The organism is Bifidobacterium sp. RTP21102st3_E2_RTP21102_210122, from assembly GCF_040916945.1.
GTDB lineage: Bacteria > Actinomycetota > Actinomycetes > Actinomycetales > Bifidobacteriaceae > Bifidobacterium > Bifidobacterium longum.
On the sequence record NZ_JBCPAN010000003.1, the window covers coordinates 184,051 to 205,353 of the forward strand.

General features: G+C 60.6%; 17 protein-coding genes. 9 read left to right on the top strand and 8 right to left on the bottom strand.

Annotation, left to right across the window (positions count from 1 at the left end):
- Positions 1-19 precede the first annotated feature (19 nt).
- Positions 20-2,749, bottom strand: a complete 2,730-nt coding sequence (locus AB5287_RS04610; protein WP_007052666.1) for a DNA topoisomerase (ATP-hydrolyzing) subunit A — start codon at positions 2,747-2,749, stop codon at positions 20-22.
- A 250-nt stretch (positions 2,750-2,999) separates the two neighbouring features.
- Here AB5287_RS04610 and AB5287_RS04615 point away from each other — a divergent pair, with 250 nt between their 5' ends.
- Entirely contained in the window at positions 3,000-4,268 is a 1,269-nt protein-coding gene (locus AB5287_RS04615) for an alkaline phosphatase family protein (RefSeq protein ID WP_007054496.1), read from the top strand.
- A 9-nt stretch (positions 4,269-4,277) separates the two neighbouring features.
- Here AB5287_RS04615 and sepH read toward each other — a convergent pair whose 3' ends face one another.
- Positions 4,278-5,369, bottom strand: a complete 1,092-nt coding sequence (sepH, locus tag AB5287_RS04620; protein ID WP_007056777.1) for a septation protein SepH — start codon at positions 5,367-5,369, stop codon at positions 4,278-4,280.
- A gap of 158 nt (positions 5,370-5,527) precedes the next feature.
- Between sepH and AB5287_RS04625 the strand changes: the two genes are divergently transcribed.
- From AB5287_RS04625 to AB5287_RS04635, 3 genes are all read left to right on the top strand, one after another.
- Positions 5,528-5,821 carry a DUF4193 domain-containing protein gene (locus AB5287_RS04625; protein ID WP_007052669.1) on the top strand — a complete coding sequence of 98 codons (294 nt, stop codon included), beginning with the start codon at positions 5,528-5,530 and terminating at the stop codon, positions 5,819-5,821.
- Positions 5,821-6,297, top strand: coding sequence for a dUTP diphosphatase (gene dut, locus AB5287_RS04630; RefSeq protein ID WP_007055963.1), 477 nt, complete (start codon positions 5,821-5,823; stop codon positions 6,295-6,297). Before AB5287_RS04625 ends, dut begins: the two co-directional genes overlap by 1 nt.
- 133 nt (positions 6,298-6,430) lie before the next feature.
- On the top strand, positions 6,431-8,755 hold the full coding sequence (locus tag AB5287_RS04635; protein ID WP_012471819.1) for a bifunctional (p)ppGpp synthetase/guanosine-3',5'-bis(diphosphate) 3'-pyrophosphohydrolase: 2,325 nt from the start codon (positions 6,431-6,433) through the stop codon (positions 8,753-8,755).
- A gap of 117 nt (positions 8,756-8,872) precedes the next feature.
- Here AB5287_RS04635 and AB5287_RS04640 read toward each other — a convergent pair whose 3' ends face one another.
- The 5 genes from AB5287_RS04640 to AB5287_RS04660 form a co-directional block, all read right to left on the bottom strand.
- The gene (locus AB5287_RS04640; protein WP_131211232.1) at positions 8,873-9,727 is read right to left on the bottom strand and encodes an IS3 family transposase; all 855 of its coding nucleotides are present in this window, start codon (positions 9,725-9,727) and stop codon (positions 8,873-8,875) included.
- Entirely contained in the window at positions 9,727-10,242 is a 516-nt protein-coding gene (locus tag AB5287_RS04645; protein WP_007054376.1) for a helix-turn-helix domain-containing protein, read from the bottom strand. The genes AB5287_RS04640 and AB5287_RS04645 overlap by 1 nt, the downstream gene beginning before the upstream one ends.
- A gap of 96 nt (positions 10,243-10,338) precedes the next feature.
- A complete protein-coding gene (locus AB5287_RS04650; RefSeq protein WP_032682381.1) occupies positions 10,339-10,878 on the bottom strand; it encodes a peptidylprolyl isomerase in 540 nt (179 codons plus the stop codon).
- A 72-nt stretch (positions 10,879-10,950) separates the two neighbouring features.
- Entirely contained in the window at positions 10,951-11,919 is a 969-nt protein-coding gene (locus tag AB5287_RS04655; RefSeq protein WP_007052675.1) for a hypothetical protein, read from the bottom strand.
- Between the two features lie 383 nt (positions 11,920-12,302).
- Entirely contained in the window at positions 12,303-13,238 is a 936-nt protein-coding gene (locus AB5287_RS04660) for a DMT family transporter (protein ID WP_007052677.1), read from the bottom strand.
- A gap of 278 nt (positions 13,239-13,516) precedes the next feature.
- Between AB5287_RS04660 and AB5287_RS04665 the strand changes: the two genes are divergently transcribed.
- The gene (locus AB5287_RS04665) at positions 13,517-13,921 is read left to right on the top strand and encodes a pyridoxamine 5'-phosphate oxidase family protein (protein WP_007052678.1); all 405 of its coding nucleotides are present in this window, start codon (positions 13,517-13,519) and stop codon (positions 13,919-13,921) included.
- A 27-nt stretch (positions 13,922-13,948) separates the two neighbouring features.
- On the opposite strand, the gene AB5287_RS04670 is transcribed toward AB5287_RS04665, so the two are convergent.
- Positions 13,949-15,244, bottom strand: a complete 1,296-nt coding sequence (locus AB5287_RS04670; protein WP_007054373.1) for a DNA methyltransferase — start codon at positions 15,242-15,244, stop codon at positions 13,949-13,951.
- Between the two features lie 68 nt (positions 15,245-15,312).
- Here AB5287_RS04670 and AB5287_RS04675 point away from each other — a divergent pair, with 68 nt between their 5' ends.
- The 4 genes from AB5287_RS04675 (at position 15,313) to leuS (ending at position 21,170) form a co-directional block, all read left to right on the top strand.
- Positions 15,313-16,158, top strand: a complete 846-nt coding sequence (locus AB5287_RS04675) for a histidine phosphatase family protein (protein WP_007052680.1) — start codon at positions 15,313-15,315, stop codon at positions 16,156-16,158.
- A gap of 114 nt (positions 16,159-16,272) precedes the next feature.
- Positions 16,273-17,223: a magnesium transporter CorA family protein gene (locus AB5287_RS04680; protein ID WP_007054371.1), complete on the top strand. Its 951-nt coding sequence runs from the start codon at positions 16,273-16,275 to the stop codon at positions 17,221-17,223.
- A gap of 95 nt (positions 17,224-17,318) precedes the next feature.
- Complete coding sequence (locus AB5287_RS04685) at positions 17,319-18,164, top strand: glutamate ABC transporter substrate-binding protein (RefSeq protein WP_007054370.1); 846 nt, start codon at positions 17,319-17,321, stop codon at positions 18,162-18,164.
- A 42-nt stretch (positions 18,165-18,206) separates the two neighbouring features.
- Positions 18,207-21,170 (top strand): leucine--tRNA ligase, encoded by a 2,964-nt coding sequence (gene leuS, locus AB5287_RS04690; protein WP_010080746.1) that lies wholly within the window; start codon positions 18,207-18,209, stop codon positions 21,168-21,170.
- Positions 21,171-21,303 lie beyond the last annotated feature (133 nt).

Sequence of the window (21,303 nt, forward strand, 5' to 3'; positions counted from 1 at the left end):
AGAGGGAGCTTAATTGAGGTTACGCAATGAAGGCGATGGGGGAGGCGAGGTCTACTCCGGAACCGTCTCGGCGCATATCGGGCTTGGGAAGCTCGACCGGAGAGCCTGCGGATGTAGAGGCGTGCAACGGGTAGAGGCCCACCCAGGCAAGAATCAGCGTGTTCTGGCCCTTCAGGAATCGCTGGGAACGCACGCCGCCGGTAGCGCGACCCTTGGTGGGGTACATTTCCAGCGGAGTGACCTTCGCCGCGCCGTTTTCGGTGCCGGGCAGTGCATCGGAATCGCCGGCCACGGTGAGCACCACTGCACCGGATCCGGAAGTCAAGCCGTTCTCGCCCTCTTCATAGGTCCATGCCACCTTGCCGGCGGGAACCACGTTGAAGGCCGCCACACGGGCGCCCTCGGCCAGCTTGATGCCGGCCATACCGCCCGCAGTACGACCCTGCGGGCGCACGTTCTTCGCCTCAAAGGTCAGTAGCGAGGAATCGGAGGAGATGAACACCAGACGGTCGTCATCCTCGGCCACGGCGGCGAATACCACTTCGTCGCCATCTTTCAGATCAATGACGGGCCAAGAATCCATGGTGGTGGGTGCCTCACGATTCCAACGCTTGATGACACCGTTACGGGTACCGATAGCCAGCGACGGCAACGGCTTGGCCTCGGCGGCCCCGCCATCCTCGCTCTCGTCCTTGGCACTGGTCTTGCCGGACGTCGGCTGCTCCATGGCAATCGCCGTAATCACACGCTCACCGCGAATCGGATCGGTGGATTCGGTCATGCCGATCAGTTCGTCGGCCTGAACTCCTCCCTTCAGCGACAATGTGGCGGTAGCGGGCAAGGCAGGCAAATCAACCACATGCGCGAGCACCAGGCGGCCGGCCGACGTGACCAGCCCATACGTAGCGCGCGTGGAAGTCTCGAAGATTGTGGTGATCTGATCGTCTCTCAAACGCTCATCGGAAGTGGATCGTGCATTGAACACGTCCATCGCGCTTGGCGTGGTACGGGCAATCAAACCGGTAGCGCTCATCATCACCACGCACGGCTCGTCCTCGATCTTCAAGGCTCCGGTCAGCGTGGACTGTTCGCCGGTCTTCTTGGCCGCAGCTGCGGCTGCGGCCACATCGGCTTCGGCGGAGGAGATCGTAGTGGCGGCCTTCACCGCTTCGAGCGCGGACTTGGACACGCCCGAAGCCCCGGCACCCTGCGCCACGACCGGCGTCAACGTGCCATCCGGGTCGGCATCCAGCAGCACGGTACGGCGCGGCGAGCCCCACTTGGCGACCGCTTCGTCCATCTCGTCGGTGACCACCTGGTCGAGCGCCTCGGCGGAGGCCAGGATCCGGGTCAGCTCCTCGATACGCTTCTTCAGATCATCGCGTTCGGCCTCAAGCTCGATACGGTTCATCTTGGTCAGTCGGCGCAGACGCAGGTCGAGGATGTACTGAGCCTGGACCTCGTCCAAATCGAAAACGACCATCAAACGGCTCTTCGCGGCATCCGCATCATCCGAGGTGCGGATTACCTGAATCACCTCGTCGATGTCCAACATGGCTAGCAGCAGGCCCTCGACCAGGTGCAGGCGCTCCAGCGCCTTCTTCTTGCGATATTCACTGCGGCGGCGAATCACCACACGGCGGTGGTCCACCCACACCTGAAGCATCTCCTTCAGACCCATCGTGTGCGGGCGGCCCTCCACCAACGCCACGTTGTTCATGGCGAAGTTGTCTTGCAACGGTGTGTGCTTGAACAACTGCACCAGAACCGCATGCGGGTCGAAACCAGTCTTGATCTCGATGACGATACGCGTGCCGTTATGACGATCGGTCAGATCGAACGCGCCGGAAATCCCCTCCAGCTTGCGGTTCTTCACACCGTCGGAAATACGTTCGATTACCTTCTCCGGGCCCACCATGTACGGCAGCTCGGTGACCACGATGGCCTGCTTGCGGGCCGTGACATGCTCGATATGCGTGGCGGCGCGCGTGGTGAGCGTACCACGGCCAGTGGCATAGGCCTCACGGATGCCGTCGCGGCCGATGATCGTGCCGCCGGTGGGCCAGTCGGGGCCGGGCACGTAACGCATCAGCTGTTCCAGGGTGGCGTCCGAATGCGCCATGAGGAACTTGGCGGCGTTTACCACCTCGCCCAGATTGTGGGTGGCCAGGTTCGTGGCCATGCCCACGGCGATGCCCGAGCCGCCGTTGACCAGCAGATTCGGGATGGCGGCCGGCAGCACGGTCGGTTCCTTGAGCTTGTTGTCATAGTTCGGCGTGAAGTCGACGGTGTCCTCATCGATATCCGCGTTCATGCCGAGAGCGGCCGGGCCAAGCCTGGCCTCGGTGTAACGGGAGGCCGCAGGGCCGTCATCCAGCGAGCCGAAGTTGCCGTGGCCGTCTACCAGCGGCAGACGCATCGCGAACGGCTGTGCCAAACGCACCATGGCCTCGTAGATCGCGGAATCACCGTGCGGGTGGAGCTTGCCCATCACCTCGCCCACCACGCGGGCGGACTTCATATACGGGCGGTCGGGAGTCAGATTCATCTCGCCCATCTGGTAGACGATGCGGCGCTGCACCGGCTTCAAGCCATCGCGCGCATCGGGCAGTGCGCGTGCGTAAATCACCGAATACGCATACTCGAGGAAGGACTTGCTCATCTCCTCGTTCAGCGGCGTCTCGACGATATGCTCCTTGACCGTGCGCGGATCATAGGTTTGCGCGGACGGTTTGCGGTGTGATGCCATGAAACTCCCTTTCGAACGCCCCCATATTAGCGGGAGGGCGCGAAACAGTGCGCAGAGAACGGTTCTCGATAACAACTGTGCGCTGGTTTCGGTGCGCCAATCGCACATGTTTGCCGATAAAACGGCGTGATTCCAGTGTTTCAGTCGATGTGCGTTTGTTTGATTATGTGCGTTGGAGCGCACAGTTGTTATTGAGAACCGTTCTCTGCGCACTGAGCCAAGGGGAGGGGTGCTACTTGAATGGGCAACTATGAGTGTTGAGACGCCGGATATGGACGAGTTGCTGCGGCTGGTGCCCACAGTGGGCTATGGGGATGACGCCCCGGCCGATCGGCGTGGGGGAGCACTGCACCTGTCCGCCGTGCTGCCCGCCTTGTCCGCCGCCATCGGACATCCGGCCCCCACCAAGGTCCACGCCGATCCCAAGGCATGCCAGCGCGCGTTGGGGCTGCCCGATGCCGAATCGGCCATCGTGGTGCTCGTGGACGGCCTGGGCTACTGGAACCTCGCCATGCGCCTCGGCCACGCGCCCTATCTGCGTTCGCTGATGAACGAAAGCGCCAATCAGCGTCCCATCGCTACCTGCGCTCCAAGCACCACTGTGGCGGCCATGGCCGCATTCGGTACCGGAACCTGCCCGGGACTGACCGCAATGGCGGGCTATACGCAGCTCGAACCCGCCAGCCATAAGCTCATCCAACTCATCCAGTTCAAAGACGCGCTGGCACCCAAACCAGCCAATCCGCACATTCCTGTGCCGCCCATGGTCGATCCGCTCGACCTGCAGCGCGAGGAGACGGTGTTCGAGAAACTTGCGGCTCAAGAGGTGCGCGTCACGAGCTCGGGGTTGCCCAAGTTCTCCAAATCGCCATTGACCGAAGCCGCATTGCGAGGCACCGACTATCAAGGCAACGTCACCCCACGCGATCGTGTGCTGGCCGCCGCACGCGCCTCCCGCACCCCCGGCCTGACCTACCTGTACATCCGTGACGCCGACAAAGTCGGCCACAATTACGGGTGGGATTCCGAACACTGGGTGGCCGCATTCGAACATATCGACGCCCAGCTCGCGCTCCTGAAACGCAGCGCACCCAAAGGCACACTGATCGTCATCGTAGCCGACCACGGCATGGTGCAAACCGACATGGACCAGCGGATTGACATCGCCGTTGAACCGCAGCTCACCCGAGGCGTGTCACTGGTCGGGGGGGAGCCGCGCTCGCTGATGCTGTATGCCGAGCCGGATGAACGACCTGAGGATATAGCTTGCCGGTGGCGCGATTGTCTGCAAGACCGAGCCTTGGTGCGGACCAAGGATGAGGCCATCGCGGACGGATTGTTTGGACCGGTCTGCGAGCGAGTCCGGCCAATGCTCGGCGATGTGGTCGTGCAGGCAGCGGGAGCCGTGACCCTCGTCGATTCGCGTACGCAAGGAGACAAGGCCACCCACCTGCCGAGCGTGCATGGCTCCCAAACAGCATTGGAAATGGATATTCCCTGCCTGATCGATATGGCCTGATTCGGAAATTCAGTCTCCGAACAGAATCTCGTCCCAGCTTGGTACGGCCGAACGTCCTGATTTACGCTTGGCCGGTTTGGCTGGTGCCTCATGTTCGGTGGCGGCGGATTCGGCCGCCCGCTCCTGCTCGGTGGCTACTAGCTGTGCATTGGGGCCACTCCGTATGGTCTTGTCCGAAACATTGTCAGAGCCCTGCTCTGGTGCCGTGGCAGGCGATTGCTGTAATCCTGCGGCAGATGGCGAAACAGATCCGGCGGTCTGCGAAGAGACCGGACTGGGGGCCGTAGTGCCATGAGCCTGGGTCGTGGCCGGTGAGATGGACGTGGATAGATCCACTGGGGGCATGGAACCTGTGGAAGTGACAGAGGGCCGGATTGCGGCAGGCCGTGCGGCCGGAATCGAAGGCGTAGGAGCCGCCCAAGCAGACACGGCGCGCTCGATACGCGCGGAGCGTACGGAGTCGCCGGGCAGTTCGGGAATCGTCGGCTTGAGTTTGGAATCCGTGGCTGATTCCGGATTCTGTTCGCCGAGCAGTTTTCGAGCGGCATTGTTCAGGCTCATCACGGAATTGTCGTGCATATTCCACGTCCATTCGGCATGGATCTCACGGCCCGCGGAAGTGAATATCGCCACGATGCGCCAAGGCTCAAGTCCACGTCGGGTGGATTTCCAGGTCACTGATTCCATGCCGATTCCCGCAGAGGCCAGCGTGCGTTCCACCAGTTCGCTGATGGTGCGCACCCTGCTGTCTTTGGGTGCCGCCACGGCAAGGAACTGTTCGATGGCATACTGTTTCTCGGTCTCCACAGCCATGGAGAAACGACGTACCAGCATTTCGCTCAGATGATATTTCTCCGCGACACGGGCCGGATCGGCACCGGCGCGAATCAGCGACTGTATCTGGGAAATCGGCAAAGTGGACTGCTGATGCGGCTGGGGAGCCTGTCGCATCTCGCTTCTGACCTGCTTGGCCTCAAGAATCGCCCGTTCGAGCGTGTCGTCCACGCTCACAGCCATTTCCCTGCCGCCAAGGGAGAATACGAGGTCCCCCGTCTTGCTCACGCGCACGAAACGGGCTTTTTCAAGCCGATCATCTGGCATATTCGCACCACTTTCCGTCGCAAAGACATTACTTCTTTTAAGTATGCCCCACGTGTCGAACTTTACGAGTATTTCAAATCGTGTATCCTATGGGCGAGTACGGCGCTGACCGTGCTATATATATCGACTTACGAACCAAAGACGACGAAAGGACCATGATGGCTCAGGATTATGATTCCCCCCGCAACAAGGATGAGGACGAGGAATCGCTGCAGGCGCTGGGGAAGTCCTCGCAGAACGCCTCGAGCGACATCGACGACGATGAGAACGCCATCGCCGAAGACTACGAACTGCCGGGCGCCGATTTGAGCAACGAGGATTCCTCGGTGACCGTCATCCCCATGCAGGGTGACGAGTTCATCTGCTCGCAGTGCTTCCTGGTCAAGCATCGCAGCCAGCTCGCCTACACGGACGAGGATGGCCAGCCGGTGTGTGAGGAGTGCGCCGCCTGATGGCGTTCGACGAGACCTACAACGAGCCCGAATCCACCGAGGTCCTGGTCAAGAGCCTCGACCCCGAACATCCGGCCCAGCTGCACTATGCCCACGCGGGCGATGCCGGTGCCGACCTCATCACCACCGTCGATGTGACGCTGAAGCCTTTTGAACGGGCACTGGTTCCCACCGGCGTGGCCATCGCCCTACCTGCGGGCTACGTGGCGTTGGTGCATCCGCGTTCCGGGCTGGCCGCCAAGCAGGGCGTCACCGTGCTCAACGCGCCTGGCACCGTTGATGCCGGCTACCGTGGCGAGATCAAGGTGCCTCTGATCAACCTCGATCCGAAGCACACCGCCGTCTTCCATCCGGGCGATCGCATCGCTCAATTGGTGATTCAGCGGTATGTTGAGGCTCGGTTCATCCCGGCCGAGACACTGCCCGGATCCGATCGCGCCGAACGCGGGTTCGGTTCGACGGGAGTGGCGTCCTGACCGGATTAGGCCGGTTGAATGACTAAGGTGATGACGGCAACAACGGTTGTGGAACCAATGATGGCGAACAGGTGAATGCACAAGGCTCCGGTTCGCGGCTACAATGAACTTCATGACGAGGGAGGTGACTGGCATGGCAGAGATTGATGGCGAGCAGTACGCCGCCCGTAAGTTGGGTTGTGAGATCAGTGCCGATCCGCTCAATCCGCTGGATCCAATCAAGAAGGTGTGCAAGTCCCATCACCCCGATGAGGATTTGTCCATTCTTGACCGTGCCTACCGGCGTGCCGTCATCCAGCACTCCGCCCAGCGCCGCAAGTCTGGCGAGCCGTACATCATCCACCCGCTGGCCGTTTCCCAGATTCTCGCGGATCTGGGCATGGGCCCGATCGTGGTGGCAGCCGGCCTGTTGCACGACACGGTGGAAGACACCGACTATACGTTGGATCAATGCCGCGCCGAATTCGGCGACACCGTGGCCGGTCTGGTCGATGGCGTTACCAAGCTGAGTCAGCTTGAAGTGGGTGATTCCGCCCAAGCCGAAACCATTCGCAAACTCGTGGTGGCCATGAGCCGCGACGTGCGTACCTTGGTGGTCAAGCTCGCCGACCGCGTACACAACGCTCGCACCTGGCGCTATGTGAAGACCACGTCCGCCCAGAAGAAGGCGCGTGAAACCCTTGACGTGTACGCACCTTTGGCCAACCGACTCGGTATGAACGCCATCAAGACGGAGCTCGAGGAACTGAGCTTCAAGGTGCTCTACCCGAAGATCTACAACGAGATCGTGGTGCTGGTGGCTCGCCGAGCCGGCCAGCGCGATGTGTACCTGAAGCAGATTCTGGCGGAGATCAACGAGGATCTCGACGAGCAGAACATCAAGGCATACGTCACCGGACGCCCGAAGGATTACTTCTCCATCTACCAGAAGATGATCGTGCGCGGCCATGATTTCGCGAACATCTACGATTTGGTCGGTGTGCGCATCATCGTCGACACCATTCAGGACTGCTATGCGGCGCTTGGTGCCGTGCATGCGCGGTGGAACCCGGTTCCCGGCCGATTCAAGGACTACATCGCCATGCCGAAGCTCAACATGTACCAGTCGCTGCACACCACGGTGGTGGGCCCCGGTGGCAAGCCGGTCGAAATCCAGATTCGCACTTGGGACATGCACCGCCGCGCCGAATTCGGCATCGCCGCGCACTGGAAATACAAGGAAAACGGCCAGGCCGGCCGCGCCCTGAGCTCGCCGGACAAGTCCGATCGAAAGCGTGATGAAAACAATCAGGAGCTTTCCGAGGTCGATAACCTCAAATGGATTCAGCAGCTCGCCGACTGGACCAGCGAAACCCCTGATTCCAACGAATTCTTGGGCTCGCTCAAGGAAGACCTTGGCTCGTCCGAAGTCTACGTGTTCACGCCGAAAGGCAAAATCGTATCCCTGCCCGCTCACGCCACGCCGGTCGACTTCGCGTACGCCGTGCACACCGAAGTGGGCCACCGTACGATGGGCGCGCGCGTCAACGGTCGTTTGGTGCCGCTCGACACCACGCTCGATAATGGCGATACCGTCGAAATTCTGACGTCCAAATCCGATACAGCCGGCCCGTCACGCGATTGGCTGAGCTTCGTCAAGAGCCCGAAGGCCCGCAACAAGATTCGTCAGTGGTTCTCCAAGGAGCGTCGTACTGAAGCCATCGAGGAGGGCCGCGACGAGCTGACCCGCGCGATGCGCAAGCGCAATCTGCCGGTCAACACATTGCTTACGCCCGAAGCACTGGTGGGTGTGGCCGACGACCTTAACTTCCCGAACGCGGACGCCGTGTTCGCCGCCATTGGTGACGGACAGGTCTCCACGCAGAACGTCATCTCGCATCTGGTCAAGGATGCGGGTGCCGACGAGGTCGATGAGGAAGTCGAGCAGGAAGTCCTGCCGCTGAAGCCCATGGAACGCAAGGCCTCCAGCAGCTCCACCGGCGTGTCCGTCAAGGGCGTGGGCGATGTGTGGATCAAGCTGGCCCGTTGCTGCATGCCGGTGCCCGGTGACAATATCATCGGCTTCATCACCCGTAATCAGGGCGTATCCGTGCACCGCACCGACTGCCAGAACATGATCGATCTGAAAAACAAGCAGCCTGAGCGTGTGGTCGAAGTCGAATGGACCAGCACCAAGGGCCTGTTCATGGTCAAGATTCAGGTCGAGGCGCTGGATCGACGAAACCTGCTTTCGGACGTGACACGTGTGCTTTCCGACCATGGCGTGAACATCATTTCCGGTACGATCGCCACCGGTTCCGATCGCGTGGCCACCAGCCAGTTCAGCTTCGAAATGGCCGATCCGCAGCATCTCAACTCGTTGCTGGCAGCCGTGCGCAAGATTGATGGCGTGTTCGACGTGTACCGCATCACTGGTGCCAAGGAATCCGCCGAACCTCGACTGCGCAAGATGAAGTAGGCCGTTACCTTACTCTGGCTCCCTCTCAGAGAGGGGAGCCAAGAACACGAAAAGGTCCTGACTGGAATACCTGAACTGCGCCCCGATTGTTGGACGTGGTTTATTAAGGGTACCTGATTAGGCTGTGGGGGACATGTTCCGGAATTCCTCCGGGGTGTGTCCCTCCAGTCGTATCTGGCGGCGTTTGGTGTTCCAGTGGATGATGTACGCGTCCAGTTCGTTCTTGAACTGTTCGTATGAGGCGAACTCGCGTCCGGCGTGGAACTCGTCCTTGAGGTGGCCGAACACCTGCTCGGTCGCGGCGTTGTCGATGCAGTTGCCCTTCCTGCTCATGGACTGGCGGATGTTCAGTCCCGCGAGCCGGTCGCGCCACCACCGGTGCCGGTACTGCCAGCCCATGTCGGAGTGCGGGATCGGGTCGGCGTCTTCGGGCAGCTTCTCCTCGAGCATGGCGAGCAGGCGCCGCTGCTGGGCCATGTCGGGATGCCGGCTGACGTCCCGGGCCACGATCTCCTTGGATCCCATATCGTATACGGGAGCCGGATACGCCTTGCCGTCGGCGACCCTGAACTCGGTGACGTCCGTGCCCAGCTTCACCCACGGCCGGTCGGCCGTGAAGTCGCGGTTCAGCAGGTTCTCCGCCCTCGCGCCCGTCTCGTCCCGGTACGAGCTGTATTTCCGGTACGGGTTCGGCCTGCGTATCCGGCATTCCAGGCCCATGCGCCTCATGACCTTCAGCACGCTCTTGTGGCTCACCCGCACCCCGAACTCGTGCACGAGGCACATGCGTATCTGCCGGTGGCCGCACCCGTTGGGCGTGCGCGCGAATATCTCGGCGACCATCGGCTCGATGTCCGGCCGGGTCACGGCGGCCGGATGCGACAGAAGATGGTAATACGTGCTTTTCGCCAGTCCGGCCGCCCTGAGCAGGTGCCGGAGCCGATGTCCCAGCCCCGCCAGCATGGAGACGATCACCGTTCTGTCCCGGTTGCCGATCTCCACGCCAGCAGGGCGTCGACTTTTTCCAGGTACGCGACCCTCGCCTTGAGGTACGCGTTCTCCTCCTCAAGGAGCTGTTCCCTTGTGGGAGCCGGCCTCGGCTTGGATTTCGCGCCCCTGGGCCTGCCCTTCGGTTTCGGACGCAGCGCGTCCGGGCCGCCGGACCGGTACTCGCGGCACCAGCGCTCCAACGGGGCGGGACCCGCGATCCTGTACTTCTCCATGACTTCGGCCTTCGTCAGCCCATGCTCCACATGGTCGCGCACCGCCGCGAGCTTCGTCTCGTAGTCGTATCTCCTGTTGCCTTCGCGTTCTCCCATGAGCGCCGCCTCCCCGCCAAACCGGTATGACAACACCCATTTTCCCGCGGTACTGACGGGCACGCCAAGCCGGCGGGCGAGAGAACGCCTCCCGGCCCCGCCCCGGATCAGGTCGGCGACGACCCGCATGAAACCGTCATCGTAATGACGCCTGCGATCCCTACACATGAGAAACCGCACCTCCGATCATCGAATCTGAATTACTTCAGTCCAACAATCGGGGTGCGGTTCAGAATCAGGACCTTTTCGTATATGTTGTCGGTCTTACTCCGCCACGTCCACGGACAGAATCACGGCCGGCTCGAGCGGGCGATCCATCGGATCGGTGTCCAGTGCTTCGAGCTTATCGACGACCTTCTTGGAGTCGTCATCGGCGACCTCACCGAAGATGGTGTGGTGACCGTCCAGCCACGGGGTCGGCACGGTGGTGATGAAGAACTGGGAGCCGTTGGTGCCATGGACCTTACCGTCCATGCCGCGACGCAGACCGGCGTTGGCCATAGCCAACAGGTACGGCTTGTCGAACTTCAGGCTCGGGTCGATCTCATCGTCGAACTCGTAGCCAGGGCCGCCGGTACCGGTGCCCAGCGGGCAACCGCCCTGAATCATGAACTGCTTGATGATGCGGTGGAAGGTCAGGCCGTTGTAGAACTTGCCGTGGGAAGGCTGGCCGGTGTACGGGTCCGCCCATTCCTTCTCGCCGGTGGCGAGGCCTAGGAAGTTGGCCACGGTGTTCGGAGCCTTGTCGTCGAACAGGTTGATGGTGATGCTGCCCTCAGAGGTATTCATAATGATGGTAGTCATACGTTCCATGTTCTCATTGCCCCACGTCATTGACTGGCATTGCCGCCATCGCTGCTATCGAGTCGGCGATTGTCAGCCAATGAATTTGATGCCGGTTCCGCTGCTGCTACCGGTTGAGGAGCCGCTCGAACCGCTATTACCGGAGTTTGAACTGGATGATCCGCCCGTGGAGCTGGAAGAGGAACCGGAGCCATTGGCTGATCCTGAACCCGATCCGGTTGAACCGTTGCCGGTGCCGGTGGTGCCTCCGGTGGTGCCGGAACCGGTGGAACCGCCAGTCGTGCCCGAATTAGTGGAGGAATCGGTGCCGGTCGAACCATCGGTGGATCCATTGGTGTTGGAATCGGTTGAGGAGTCGGTGCCGGTTGAGCCGGACGTGCTTGAATCGGTGCCGTCGTTGGACGAGCCGGATGTGGAGTCCTTGGTGTTGGAATCATTCGAACCGTCGGTAATGCCCGGCTGCGGCAGTCCGTTATTCTGATTGGACGTGTCGGTCTGCGTTTTGGTGTCGGTTTGCGTGGGCGTGGTGGACGGAGTGATGATATGGTCCGTGCCACGGCCCTGCGTGACCAGCATGACGATGCCGGCGGTTACTGCCACGGCGAGCAGGCCGGATACCAGCGTGACGATAATGGCGGTGCGCTTCGAATTATGGGAGCGGGCCTTGCGCAGTTCATTGACCGAATAGGTTCGTCCGTTCGCTCGATTGGACACGACTTCGCGCGGCTTGCGCGCGGTGGAAACGGTATTGACCATGCCGGTCATCGTCGTATCGGACTCGGATTCGGCTGCCTTATCGGACTTATTATCCGTAGTGTCATCGTCATTGCCGGAAGACGAGGCCGACTGTAGTTTCTCACCGGAGGCGGTGAGTATGTTTTGATAGATTTTGGTGGCCACCGCGGAGACGATGTAGCTGGCTGCCGCGCCGATTACCGAGCCGGCGATACCGATTTTCGATGCCAGTAAGAATGAGGTGACGGCGGCAAGGGTGCCCGCCACGATGGATGAGAGGGAAAGACCTTCGAAAAACTTCTTCACAAGACACGACCGTAAAGTGTCGGGCTGGAAGGTTGCTTAAGGCTCGGTGATACCGAGAGGATGCCTACACGAGACCTTCAAAACCTAGCCAGCGGAATGTGGAATGACTCAAAAATATGGTGCCGATGAGCAGTGGGAATCAGCGCAAAGTGGCGCAAAGTAGCGCAAAGAACAACCGAAATTGGTTCGCTTGGAGCGAAAACGACGTTCAGCAGAACGTCATGCAGCCCAAGCGAAGCTGCCGTTGCCGGCACCCAACTCGAAATGCAGTTTGGCGATGCCAAGTCCGATTTCCGATTGCACGCCTTCAAGAGCCTCGGCCTTCACCGTAACGGTTCAGGGCAATGGAGAACCCATGACCATCCATGGCCGAAACTGAATCGTCAGTTCCGGTGCAGCGACTGTTTGGTCGGCTTGATTACCGACATCAGCACGGCGACGAAGATCAGCGCAAAGCCCACCAGTGAACTCCACATGATTGTCTCGCCCCAGAACAGCGCGGAGAACGTGACAGCGAACAGACTTTCCGTACACATGATGATTGACGCCTGCGAGGCAGGCACGTGAGCCAGACCGATGTTCTGCATGATCTGGGCACTCATCGTGGCGCCGAGGAACAGATAGAGCACGCTGGCCACTACTGAGGGTGCCAGCCAGCTGGCGTTCGGCATGGGTTCGGTGAACAACGCGCCGATGATGAACAATACGCCGGCAACGCCGAACTGCACAAAAGTGACGGCGATAGGGTCGAAGCGTTTGGTGTAGACACCAAGGCAGGTCAGATTGAACGAGAAGATGACCGCGGTGGCGATGGTCAGCCAGTCGCCGGCACTCAGCGACAGCGAACCGCCCGGCTTCAGCGAGACGAAGCCGACGCCGATCAGACAGATCACGCCGGCGACCAGATTGATGGCCTTCGGGCGGTTTTTTGAAATAATCCACGTGGCGAACGGGGTGAGTACGCAGTAGGCGGCCGTCAGGAACGCGCTGCGGCCCGGTTCAATGGTCTGCAGGCCGATGGTCTGGGTGACCATCGTGCCCCAGTAGGTCAGGCCCACCACGAGCGCCGGCACAATGATTTTCGGCGTCAGATACGGCACGATGTGCTTATGGAACAAGGCCAGCATGCACAGGCAGGCGCCGATCATGCGCAGACCCATCAGCCATTGGGGCGGAATCGCCTCCATGGCGAATTTGGCGAGCAGATAGCTGCCACCCCATAATGCAGCGCAGCCCAGCAACATGAGTCGGGCGAGATTCGGGGGAAAGTTGCGGGACCAGCGGCTGCGCAGCTTGCTGAAACGTTCGACCAAACCCATGGTGCACCTCAGGACAGTTAGGAAAACTTGTGGCTCTCTCGGCTCACAGATTACGGGAACTACCGGCCAAAATCGACCGGTCGATGGGCGTCGGGTGTGTGACAGGTGTGTGGCTGGTGCGCGACCGGGGCATGGCATCGCCAAGCAGGCAAAAACCGGATGAAAGCTGTGCGAAGGTGAGGTTCCTCACAGCGAACATCCGGGCTAGTCGCGTTCGAAACCGGTACTCTGGAAAGAGTAAGGATACGTTATCCGTATCAATCATGAAAGGATTCGACATGGCAGTCATTACTCCGGAAATCAAGGAATTCATCAAGAACAACCTCGGCTGGATCACCACCGTCTCCAAGGACGGCGAACTGGATCTCGGCCCGAAGATGTCCCTGTTCGTGCTGGACGACACGCACATCGCCTACCACGAGCGCACCGCCGGCCAGCACTATGAGAACCTCAAGAACGGTTCCCCGCTGGTCATCGCTTTCGCCAACCTCGAGAAGAAGCAGGGCTACCGCTTCCGCGGCAACGTGGTGCTGCACGTTGACGACGACATCTACAACGAGCAGGTCAAGGTCGCCGAGGAAAAGGGCACCAAGAAGCCGGCCGTGATTCCGGTTCTCGAAGTCACCGAGATCCAGGACCTTGCCTCCGGTCCGACCGCCGGCAAGACCATCGCCAAGGACTGATTAGCTGACGTATTGGTGGCTTCCTCGTCAGAGGGAGCCACTTTTTCGCTTTTTAGTGCGCAGTACTAGGTGACGGCCTTGGGCGTCGGTGGTGGCGAAGAGGTAGGTGCTACCACCGTCCTTGAGTTTGAGTTTTTTGCGCAGCTGGGCCACGGTTAGGGGGAAATTGCGTACGGCGATGTTGGCGTGCGTGAGGCCGGCCAATAGCTGTTTCAGTTCTTTCTTGTTCATGGTGGCGATGGATTCGATGGCGAATGACCTGCCTGGAAAATCGGCAATAGGTTCGGCCGCCACGAACAGGTGGCTATTCGGGCTGATGTGATGCACGGCGAAGCGCTGTTCGAGAACATCAAAGCATCCGGCCTTCATGATTGAGGCGTTGGGCTCGTAAAGGTACTTCCAATGCGAGGAATCGAAGTCGTTCGCGCTTTCCTCAGACAGGGAATCTTCGGTATTGCAAGTATTGCGTGCAGCCAAGGCAGAATCGCTGATAGTGGTGTGATTGTCGCTGTTATCGCCGGCCTTGTACGACAGCACCTGCTCGTCATTAGCACATACCACGAGCGGTGAGGCGTAACGGCCGCGCCCCAACACCAGCAACAATTCCTTGCACTCATTCCCGGTGGAGACGATATGCACCTCATGTACCGCGCCGGCGAAATCGGCGACGGTCTTATGCCAGTCGAGCATGGGGGAGAGCTTGACCATGACCGTTGGTGCCTTGGCCAGCAGCATATCCTTCAGGGTCAGCACATCCGGCATGCAATCGGCAATCGCGTAGGTACGCGAGCCATGATCGTCACGGCGGGCCGGATCGAGGAAGATCATGGAGACTCGGCCAAGCGTGTCAAGCACTGCTGTTGAATCATCATTGATGACTTCGGCGTGGTCAAGGCCGAGTATCGGGAAATTATGGCGAGCGATATCACATAAAATGGATTGTTGTTCCACATATATGGCACGATTGAACACTCGGGACATGTAAGAAAAGTCGACGCCGAAACCGCCGGTCAGATCGACTAGGGATGTCGGGGAGTCGTCGTCGACTGCTTCTTCGGCCAACAATCGCTGTGCCAGCCGAGCCTTGTACTGTGCGGTGAATTGGCTGGAACATTGTTCCATTGGGACTTGCGGCGGGAAAATCAGCCCATCATGGGACGCCCAGTCAGGTAGCTTGAGTGAAGCGCGCTGCCAGCCGGCAATTTGCTCCAGCGCGAACGGCACATCCACGTCGCCATCATGCTTGGCGTGCAAGGCCACATCACGCACATCTTCACGGCGGTGTTTGGCGATGAACGCCCAAGTCGACTCAGAAATCTCCATGCCGCCATTCTAGGGGTTGTGCTGAGATGAGTATGGCAAACCGCAAGAGAACGAGGTGGCGAAAACCGATGATCGATGAAGTGATGATGCTGCGTCATGGCCGTACGCAATACAATCTCGAACATCGCTTGCAAGGCCAGATCGATGTGCCGCTCGACATCGTAGGCCAATGGCAGGTTGACCAGACCGGATTCGCGCTCGCTTCACGGTATTACTGGGCCAAGGTGAACCGACTTGCCGAGCATCCCGAAGCCATCGCCCAGCCCGGTCCTGACGCCGCCGAACGCACTGATACGCGCCAGTTCGAGGAGGCTCCCGCCGCCGGCCGGCGCATGGTGGTGATGACCTCCGACCTGTTCCGTGCCCAACAGACCGCACACGCCTTCGCCGATATTTTGGGATTGCCAGTCACCTGTGACCAACGACTGCGTGAACGCAGCTTCGGCGAGTGGGAAGGCATGACCCGCGCCGAAATCAAAGCCGTGGCAGCCGACGACTACGCCTCTTGGAAACAGCACACTGGGGGCGAAACCAAGCATGGTGTGGAAAGCCGTGCCGCCGTGGGGCAGCGAGGTGCCGATGCCGTGCGCGCACTGGTCATCGACTCCGCCTATTCAGACAGCACGCCCACCACGCTGATGCTCGTCACCCATGGCTCATGGATTACCGCCACCATCTCCAACCTGCTCGAACTTGACCCGGACGGCATGAACGCACTCGGCGGCATGCGCAACGCCTGTTGGTGCCGGCTCAAAGTGCGCCACAGCGTCAACGGCACCCCCATCGAACAGCCCCTGTGGGAGTTGGAGGAATACAACAAGGCTCCCGCCATCGCCGACAGCGCCGACTGGGAGAACGGGCCGACCGATCTGCGAGGACCGCACATGCCAAGTTGGCAGCCAATCGTCTGGTGATGGTCGCTATGCGAAACCCCGCTCGCAAATTCGAACGGTGGGTCTAGACTAATCTCGGTTTGGAACCGTACAGCGATAGAACAGTAAGAAAGCGCGGAAGGCGGGTGAGACGACATGCTGAGAATCTTCAGCTCAATCAATGGCCAAGTGGAGCAGATCGAGAAACCGGAAAACGGCTCCTGGTTATGTTTGAGCGAACCCACTGATGTGGAGCTCGCCACCGTCGCCTCGCAAACCGGCATCGACCTGGCCGACCTGCGTGCCCCTTTGGATGACGAGGAACGTTCACGTGTAGACGTCGAAGACGATTACACGATGATCATCGTCGACATTCCCACCGTGGAAGAGCGTGGCGGACGCGACTGGTACGAGACCATCCCGCTGTCGATCATCGTCACCGAAAACCTCATCATCACCGTCTGCATGCAGGACACGCCCGTGCTCCACCCATTCATGGAAGGCACGATCCGAGGCTTCAACACCTTCATGCGTTCGCGCTTCATCCTGCAGATCCTGTACCGCAACGCCACGATGTACCTGCGTTACCTGCGCATCATCGACCGCGAAAGCGACAAGCTTGAACTGAAGCTGCGCCACTCCATGCAGAACCGCGAGATCGTGATGCTCATGGAGCTGAGCAAGACCTTGGTGTATTTCACCACATCGCTGAAATCGAACGAAATCGTGATGGAGAAGCTCACCACCCTGCAACGCATCAAGCAATACCCGGACGACGAGGACCTGCTCGACGACGTCATCACCGAAAACAAGCAGGCTATCGAGATGGCCAACATTTACAGCGGCGTTCTTGCGAACATGACCGACGCTTTCGCCTCGATCGTGTCCAACAACCTGAACAACGTGATGCGCATCTTCACCATCATCTCCATCACACTGTCCATCCCGACCCTGATCTTCTCGATGTACGGCATGAACTTCGATGGCGGCATGATGGGTATGCCGTTCACTGACAAGCCGTGGGGTTTCATGCTCATTATCGTGATTTCCATGGTGCTCTCCGGTGCGGTTGCCTGGTTCCTCACACGTTCGCGCATGTTCAAGTAAGGCGTTTGACGGTTATGCACCACTGGTCATCGTTCGCCAGCCGTAGCATGCTCCGCGCTCGCCGTCCGATGCGGCGCGGATTTCGCTCCCGACTGATGGCAGGATTCGCCGCGGCCTTTGGCGTGATATTGCCATTATCCGGTCTGGCCGGTTGCGGCCAAATTCAAGTCACCACCGTCTCCGGAGCGCCGGAGGGGCCCACCATCGCCATTGGGGTCGCAGCCGACGAGCCATCGGTGGGAGCATGGCATGACGGCACATACCAGGGCTTCGACATCACCATCGCCAAATACGTGGCCGCCAAACTCGGCTATGCGAACAAGCAGATCGTCTTCAAACAGGTTCGCCCCGAAAACCGGCGCTCCATGCTGGACAATGGACAGGTCGACATGGTCGTCGCCTCTTGGCCTATCACCGATGGGTCCAGTGCGATCGTTGATTTTGCCGGACCATACCTCACGACCAGCGTCGGTTTGCTGGTCAGGTCGGATGAGCGTGGCCGATTCACCAATGACGCAGGTTCGGTGGGTGACGTAGGCGACGGCACGGTGTGCGCAGTGAAAGGTGACGAGACAGTCGGCATCTTCCGCGGCAACCACCCGCAGGCTCGGATTCAGGAGCGCAGCAGTTATGCGCAGTGCGTCACGGCCGTGCAAGTAGGGTCGGCGGATGCCATAGCCTCCGATATGGCGGTGCTTTCCGGTCTTCAAGCGGCCAACGGGCCCCAGTATATGGACGTGATTGCGGACAAGGGCGAGGTCGGTTATGGCATCGCCGTGAGTCAAGGCACCAGCCAATTGGCGCAGAAAATCGCGGAAGCATTGGAAGACATGGTTGAGGATGGCAGCTGGACGGCCGCCAAGGATACGTTCACAAGCCAAACAAAGCTCACGGTTTCGCTGAACGGCGACCCCAAAGCCATCGTCTCGGATGCTGAATAACGATTGACGACGTGTCCAGTTGCGAGGCTACCTTGCTGATTTATGAGTGACAACGAGAAGAGCACGCAAACCGAAGAGCCCAACTTCCGCTACAACGCCGCACTGGCGCAGGACATCGAAAACAAGTGGCAGAAGATTTGGGACGAGCAAGGCACCTTCTGGGCCGCCAACGTCAACGGCGATTTGAAGGACGGCAAGGGCCGTAACGCCGAAGGCCGCACCGCCTACTTCGCCATGGACATGTTTCCCTACCCGTCCGGCAAGGGCCTGCACGTCGGCCACCCGCTGGGCTACCTGGCCTCCGACGTGGTGAGCCGCTACCACCGCATGAAGGGCGAGAACGTCCTGCACGCCATGGGTTACGACGCCTTCGGCCTGCCTGCCGAACAGTACGCAGTCCAGACCGGCCAGCACCCGCGCGTGACCACTGAGGCGAACATCGCCAACATGAGCCGCCAGCTGCACCGTATGGGCCTGAGCTTCGACAACCGTCGTACGTTCGCCACCATCGACCCCGGCTACGTGCGCTGGACCCAATGGATCTTCTCGCGCATCTACGATTCCTGGTACGACGAGGACGCCACCAACCCGTCCGGCTCCAAGGGCTCCGCACGCCCGATCGCCGAGCTCGTGGCCAAGTTCGAATCCGGCGAAAAGGCCATTCCGGGCCACGAGTCCGACGGCAAGCAGTGGTCCGACCTCACTGACGCCGAGCAGCAGGATATCTTGAACGACTTCCGCCTGGCCTACATCTCCAAGTCCCCGGTCAACTGGTGCCCGGGTCTGGGCACCGTGCTGGCCAACGAAGAGGTCACCGCCGAAGGTAAGTCCGAGCGTGGCAACTTCCCGGTCTTCCAGCGTGAGCTACGCCAGTGGTCCATGCGCATCACCAAGTACGGCCACCGCCTCATCGCCGATCTTGACGGCATCAACTGGCCTGAGAAGGTCAAGCTCATGCAGCGCAACTGGATCGGTGAATCCCATGGTGCCTCCGTGCACTTCACCGTGGCCACTGCCGACGGTGACAAGGACATGGAAATCTACACCACCCGTCCCGACACGCTGTTCGGCACCACGTTCGCCGTGGTTTCCCCGGAACATCACCTGCTGGAGAACGTGCCCGCCGAATGGCCGGCCGATGTACCCGAAGACTGGAAGGGCGGCTATGCCAACCCGGTCGAGGCGGTGAAGGCCTACCGTCTGGCCGCCGAAGCCAAGACCGCCAAGGACCGCGTGAACGAGGCCGGTGAGAAGACCGGTCTGTTCACCGGCCTGTACGCCACCAACCCGATCACCGGCGCGAAGCTCCCGCTGTTTACTGCCGACTACGTGCTGATGGACTACGGCACCGGTGCCATTATGGCCGTGCCTGGTGGCGACCAGCGCGATTACGACTTTGCCGTGAAGTTCGGTCTGCCTGTCATCTACACCGTCACGCCTCTGCCGGATTCCGGCGACGACTTGGCCAACTACGAGGGCAAGGCGCCGTTCGTCTCCCATGACGGCATCGTGATCAACTCCTCCGTCGAGGCCACCGAAGCCAAGGGCGACGCGCTGAGCCTTAACGGCCTGCGCGTGGACGACGCCATCGCCAAGGTCAACGCCTGGCTCGAATCCGCCGGCGTGGGCAAGGGCACCGTAAGCTACCGTCTGCGCGACTGGCTGTTCTCCCGCCAGCGCTACTGGGGCGAGCCCTTCCCGATCGTCTACGGCGAAGACGGCACCCCGCACCTGCTGCCGGATTCCGCATTGCCGATCAACCTGCCCGACGTGCCCGACTATGAGCCGCGCACCTTCGATCCGATGGACGCAGAGTCCAACCCGGAGGCACCGTTGAGCCGCAACGAGGACTGGGTCAAGGTCGAGCTCGACTTGGGCGACGGCAAGAAGACCTACTACCGCGACACCAACACCATGCCGAACTGGGCCGGCTCCTGCTGGTACTACATGCGTTACATCGACCCGACCGACACCAAGCACATGGTGGAGAAGGACGAGTTCGACTACTGGATGGGCCCGAACCACAACAAGTACTCGGGTGATGAAGGCGGTGTGGACCTGTACATCGGCGGCGTCGAACACGCTGTGCTCCACCTGCTCTACTCCCGCTTCTGGCACAAGGTGCTCTTCGACCTCGGCTACGTGGACTCGGCCGAACCGTTCCACAAGCTGTTCAACCAGGGCATGATCCAGGCCTACGCCTACACCGACGACCGCGGCCAGTACGTGCCGGCCGACGAGGTCGTGGAAGGCCCGGCCGACGCCTCCGGCGAGCCGACCTTCACCTGGAACGGCGAACATGCCAACCGCGAGTTCGGCAAGATGGGCAAGTCCCTCAAGAACATCGTGACCCCGGACTACATGTACGAGAACTACGGTGCCGACACCTTCCGCCTGTACGAAATGAGCATGGGCCCGCTGGACGAGTCTCGCCCGTGGAACACCCGCAACGTGGTCGGTGGCATGCGCTTCCTGCAGCGTCTGTGGCGCAATGTGGTCGATGAGACCACCGGCCAGGCCCATGTGACTGAGGACACGCCGGACGAAAAGACCCTGAAGCTGCTCAACAACACGATTGCCGAAGTGACCGCGGAAATGGAAGGCATGCGCCCGAACACCGCCATCGCCAAGCTCATCGTGCTCAACAACCACTTGACCGGTCTGAAGGCTGTGCCGCGTGCCGCCGTGGAGCCGCTGATCCTGATGCTCGCGCCGATTGCCCCGCACATCTGCGAGGAGATGTGGAGCAAGCTCGGTCACGCCGAATCCCTGTCCGCCGAGCCGTGGCCGGTGGCCGACGAACGCTACGTGGGCCACGACACCGTGACCGCCGTGGTGCAGATCAAGGGCAAGGTGCGCGCCAAGCTCGAAGTGCCGGTCGACATCGATCCGGCCGATCTCGAGAAGCAGGCGCTGGCCGCCGTCGCCGACCGTCTTGGCGGCAAGGAGCCGCGCAAGGTGATCGTCAAGGCCCCGAAGATCGTCTCCATCGTTCCCGCGGAGTGACTTGTTGCGAGCCAGCTCCCCTCTTTGAGGGGAGCTGGCTCGCGTAGCGAGACTGAGGGGAGCGTCAACCGCCCACCTCAATTGTGGATAACTTCATAAGCTAGAACCACATACCCCGTTTCAGCTGGACAAA

Bases quoted from the DNA above. Each gene is read 5' to 3' on its own strand.
- AB5287_RS04610 (WP_007052666.1), bottom strand. From the start codon at position 2,749: ATGGCATCACACCGCAAACCGTCCGCGCAAACCTATGATCCGCGCACG.
- AB5287_RS04615 (WP_007054496.1), top strand. From the start codon at position 3,000: ATGAGTGTTGAGACGCCGGATATGGACGAGTTGCTGCGGCTGGTGCCC.
- sepH (WP_007056777.1), bottom strand. From the start codon at position 5,369: ATGCCAGATGATCGGCTTGAAAAAGCCCGTTTCGTGCGCGTGAGCAAG.
- AB5287_RS04625 (WP_007052669.1), top strand. From the start codon at position 5,528: ATGGCTCAGGATTATGATTCCCCCCGCAACAAGGATGAGGACGAGGAA.
- dut (WP_007055963.1), top strand. From the start codon at position 5,821: ATGGCGTTCGACGAGACCTACAACGAGCCCGAATCCACCGAGGTCCTG.
- AB5287_RS04635 (WP_012471819.1), top strand. From the start codon at position 6,431: ATGGCAGAGATTGATGGCGAGCAGTACGCCGCCCGTAAGTTGGGTTGT.
- AB5287_RS04645 (WP_007054376.1), bottom strand. From the start codon at position 10,242: ATGTGTAGGGATCGCAGGCGTCATTACGATGACGGTTTCATGCGGGTC.
- AB5287_RS04650 (WP_032682381.1), bottom strand. From the start codon at position 10,878: ATGACTACCATCATTATGAATACCTCTGAGGGCAGCATCACCATCAAC.
- AB5287_RS04660 (WP_007052677.1), bottom strand. From the start codon at position 13,238: ATGGGTTTGGTCGAACGTTTCAGCAAGCTGCGCAGCCGCTGGTCCCGC.
- AB5287_RS04665 (WP_007052678.1), top strand. From the start codon at position 13,517: ATGGCAGTCATTACTCCGGAAATCAAGGAATTCATCAAGAACAACCTC.
- AB5287_RS04670 (WP_007054373.1), bottom strand. From the start codon at position 15,244: ATGGAGATTTCTGAGTCGACTTGGGCGTTCATCGCCAAACACCGCCGT.
- AB5287_RS04675 (WP_007052680.1), top strand. From the start codon at position 15,313: ATGATCGATGAAGTGATGATGCTGCGTCATGGCCGTACGCAATACAAT.
- AB5287_RS04680 (WP_007054371.1), top strand. From the start codon at position 16,273: ATGCTGAGAATCTTCAGCTCAATCAATGGCCAAGTGGAGCAGATCGAG.
- AB5287_RS04685 (WP_007054370.1), top strand. From the start codon at position 17,319: ATGGCAGGATTCGCCGCGGCCTTTGGCGTGATATTGCCATTATCCGGT.
- leuS (WP_010080746.1), top strand. From the start codon at position 18,207: ATGAGTGACAACGAGAAGAGCACGCAAACCGAAGAGCCCAACTTCCGC.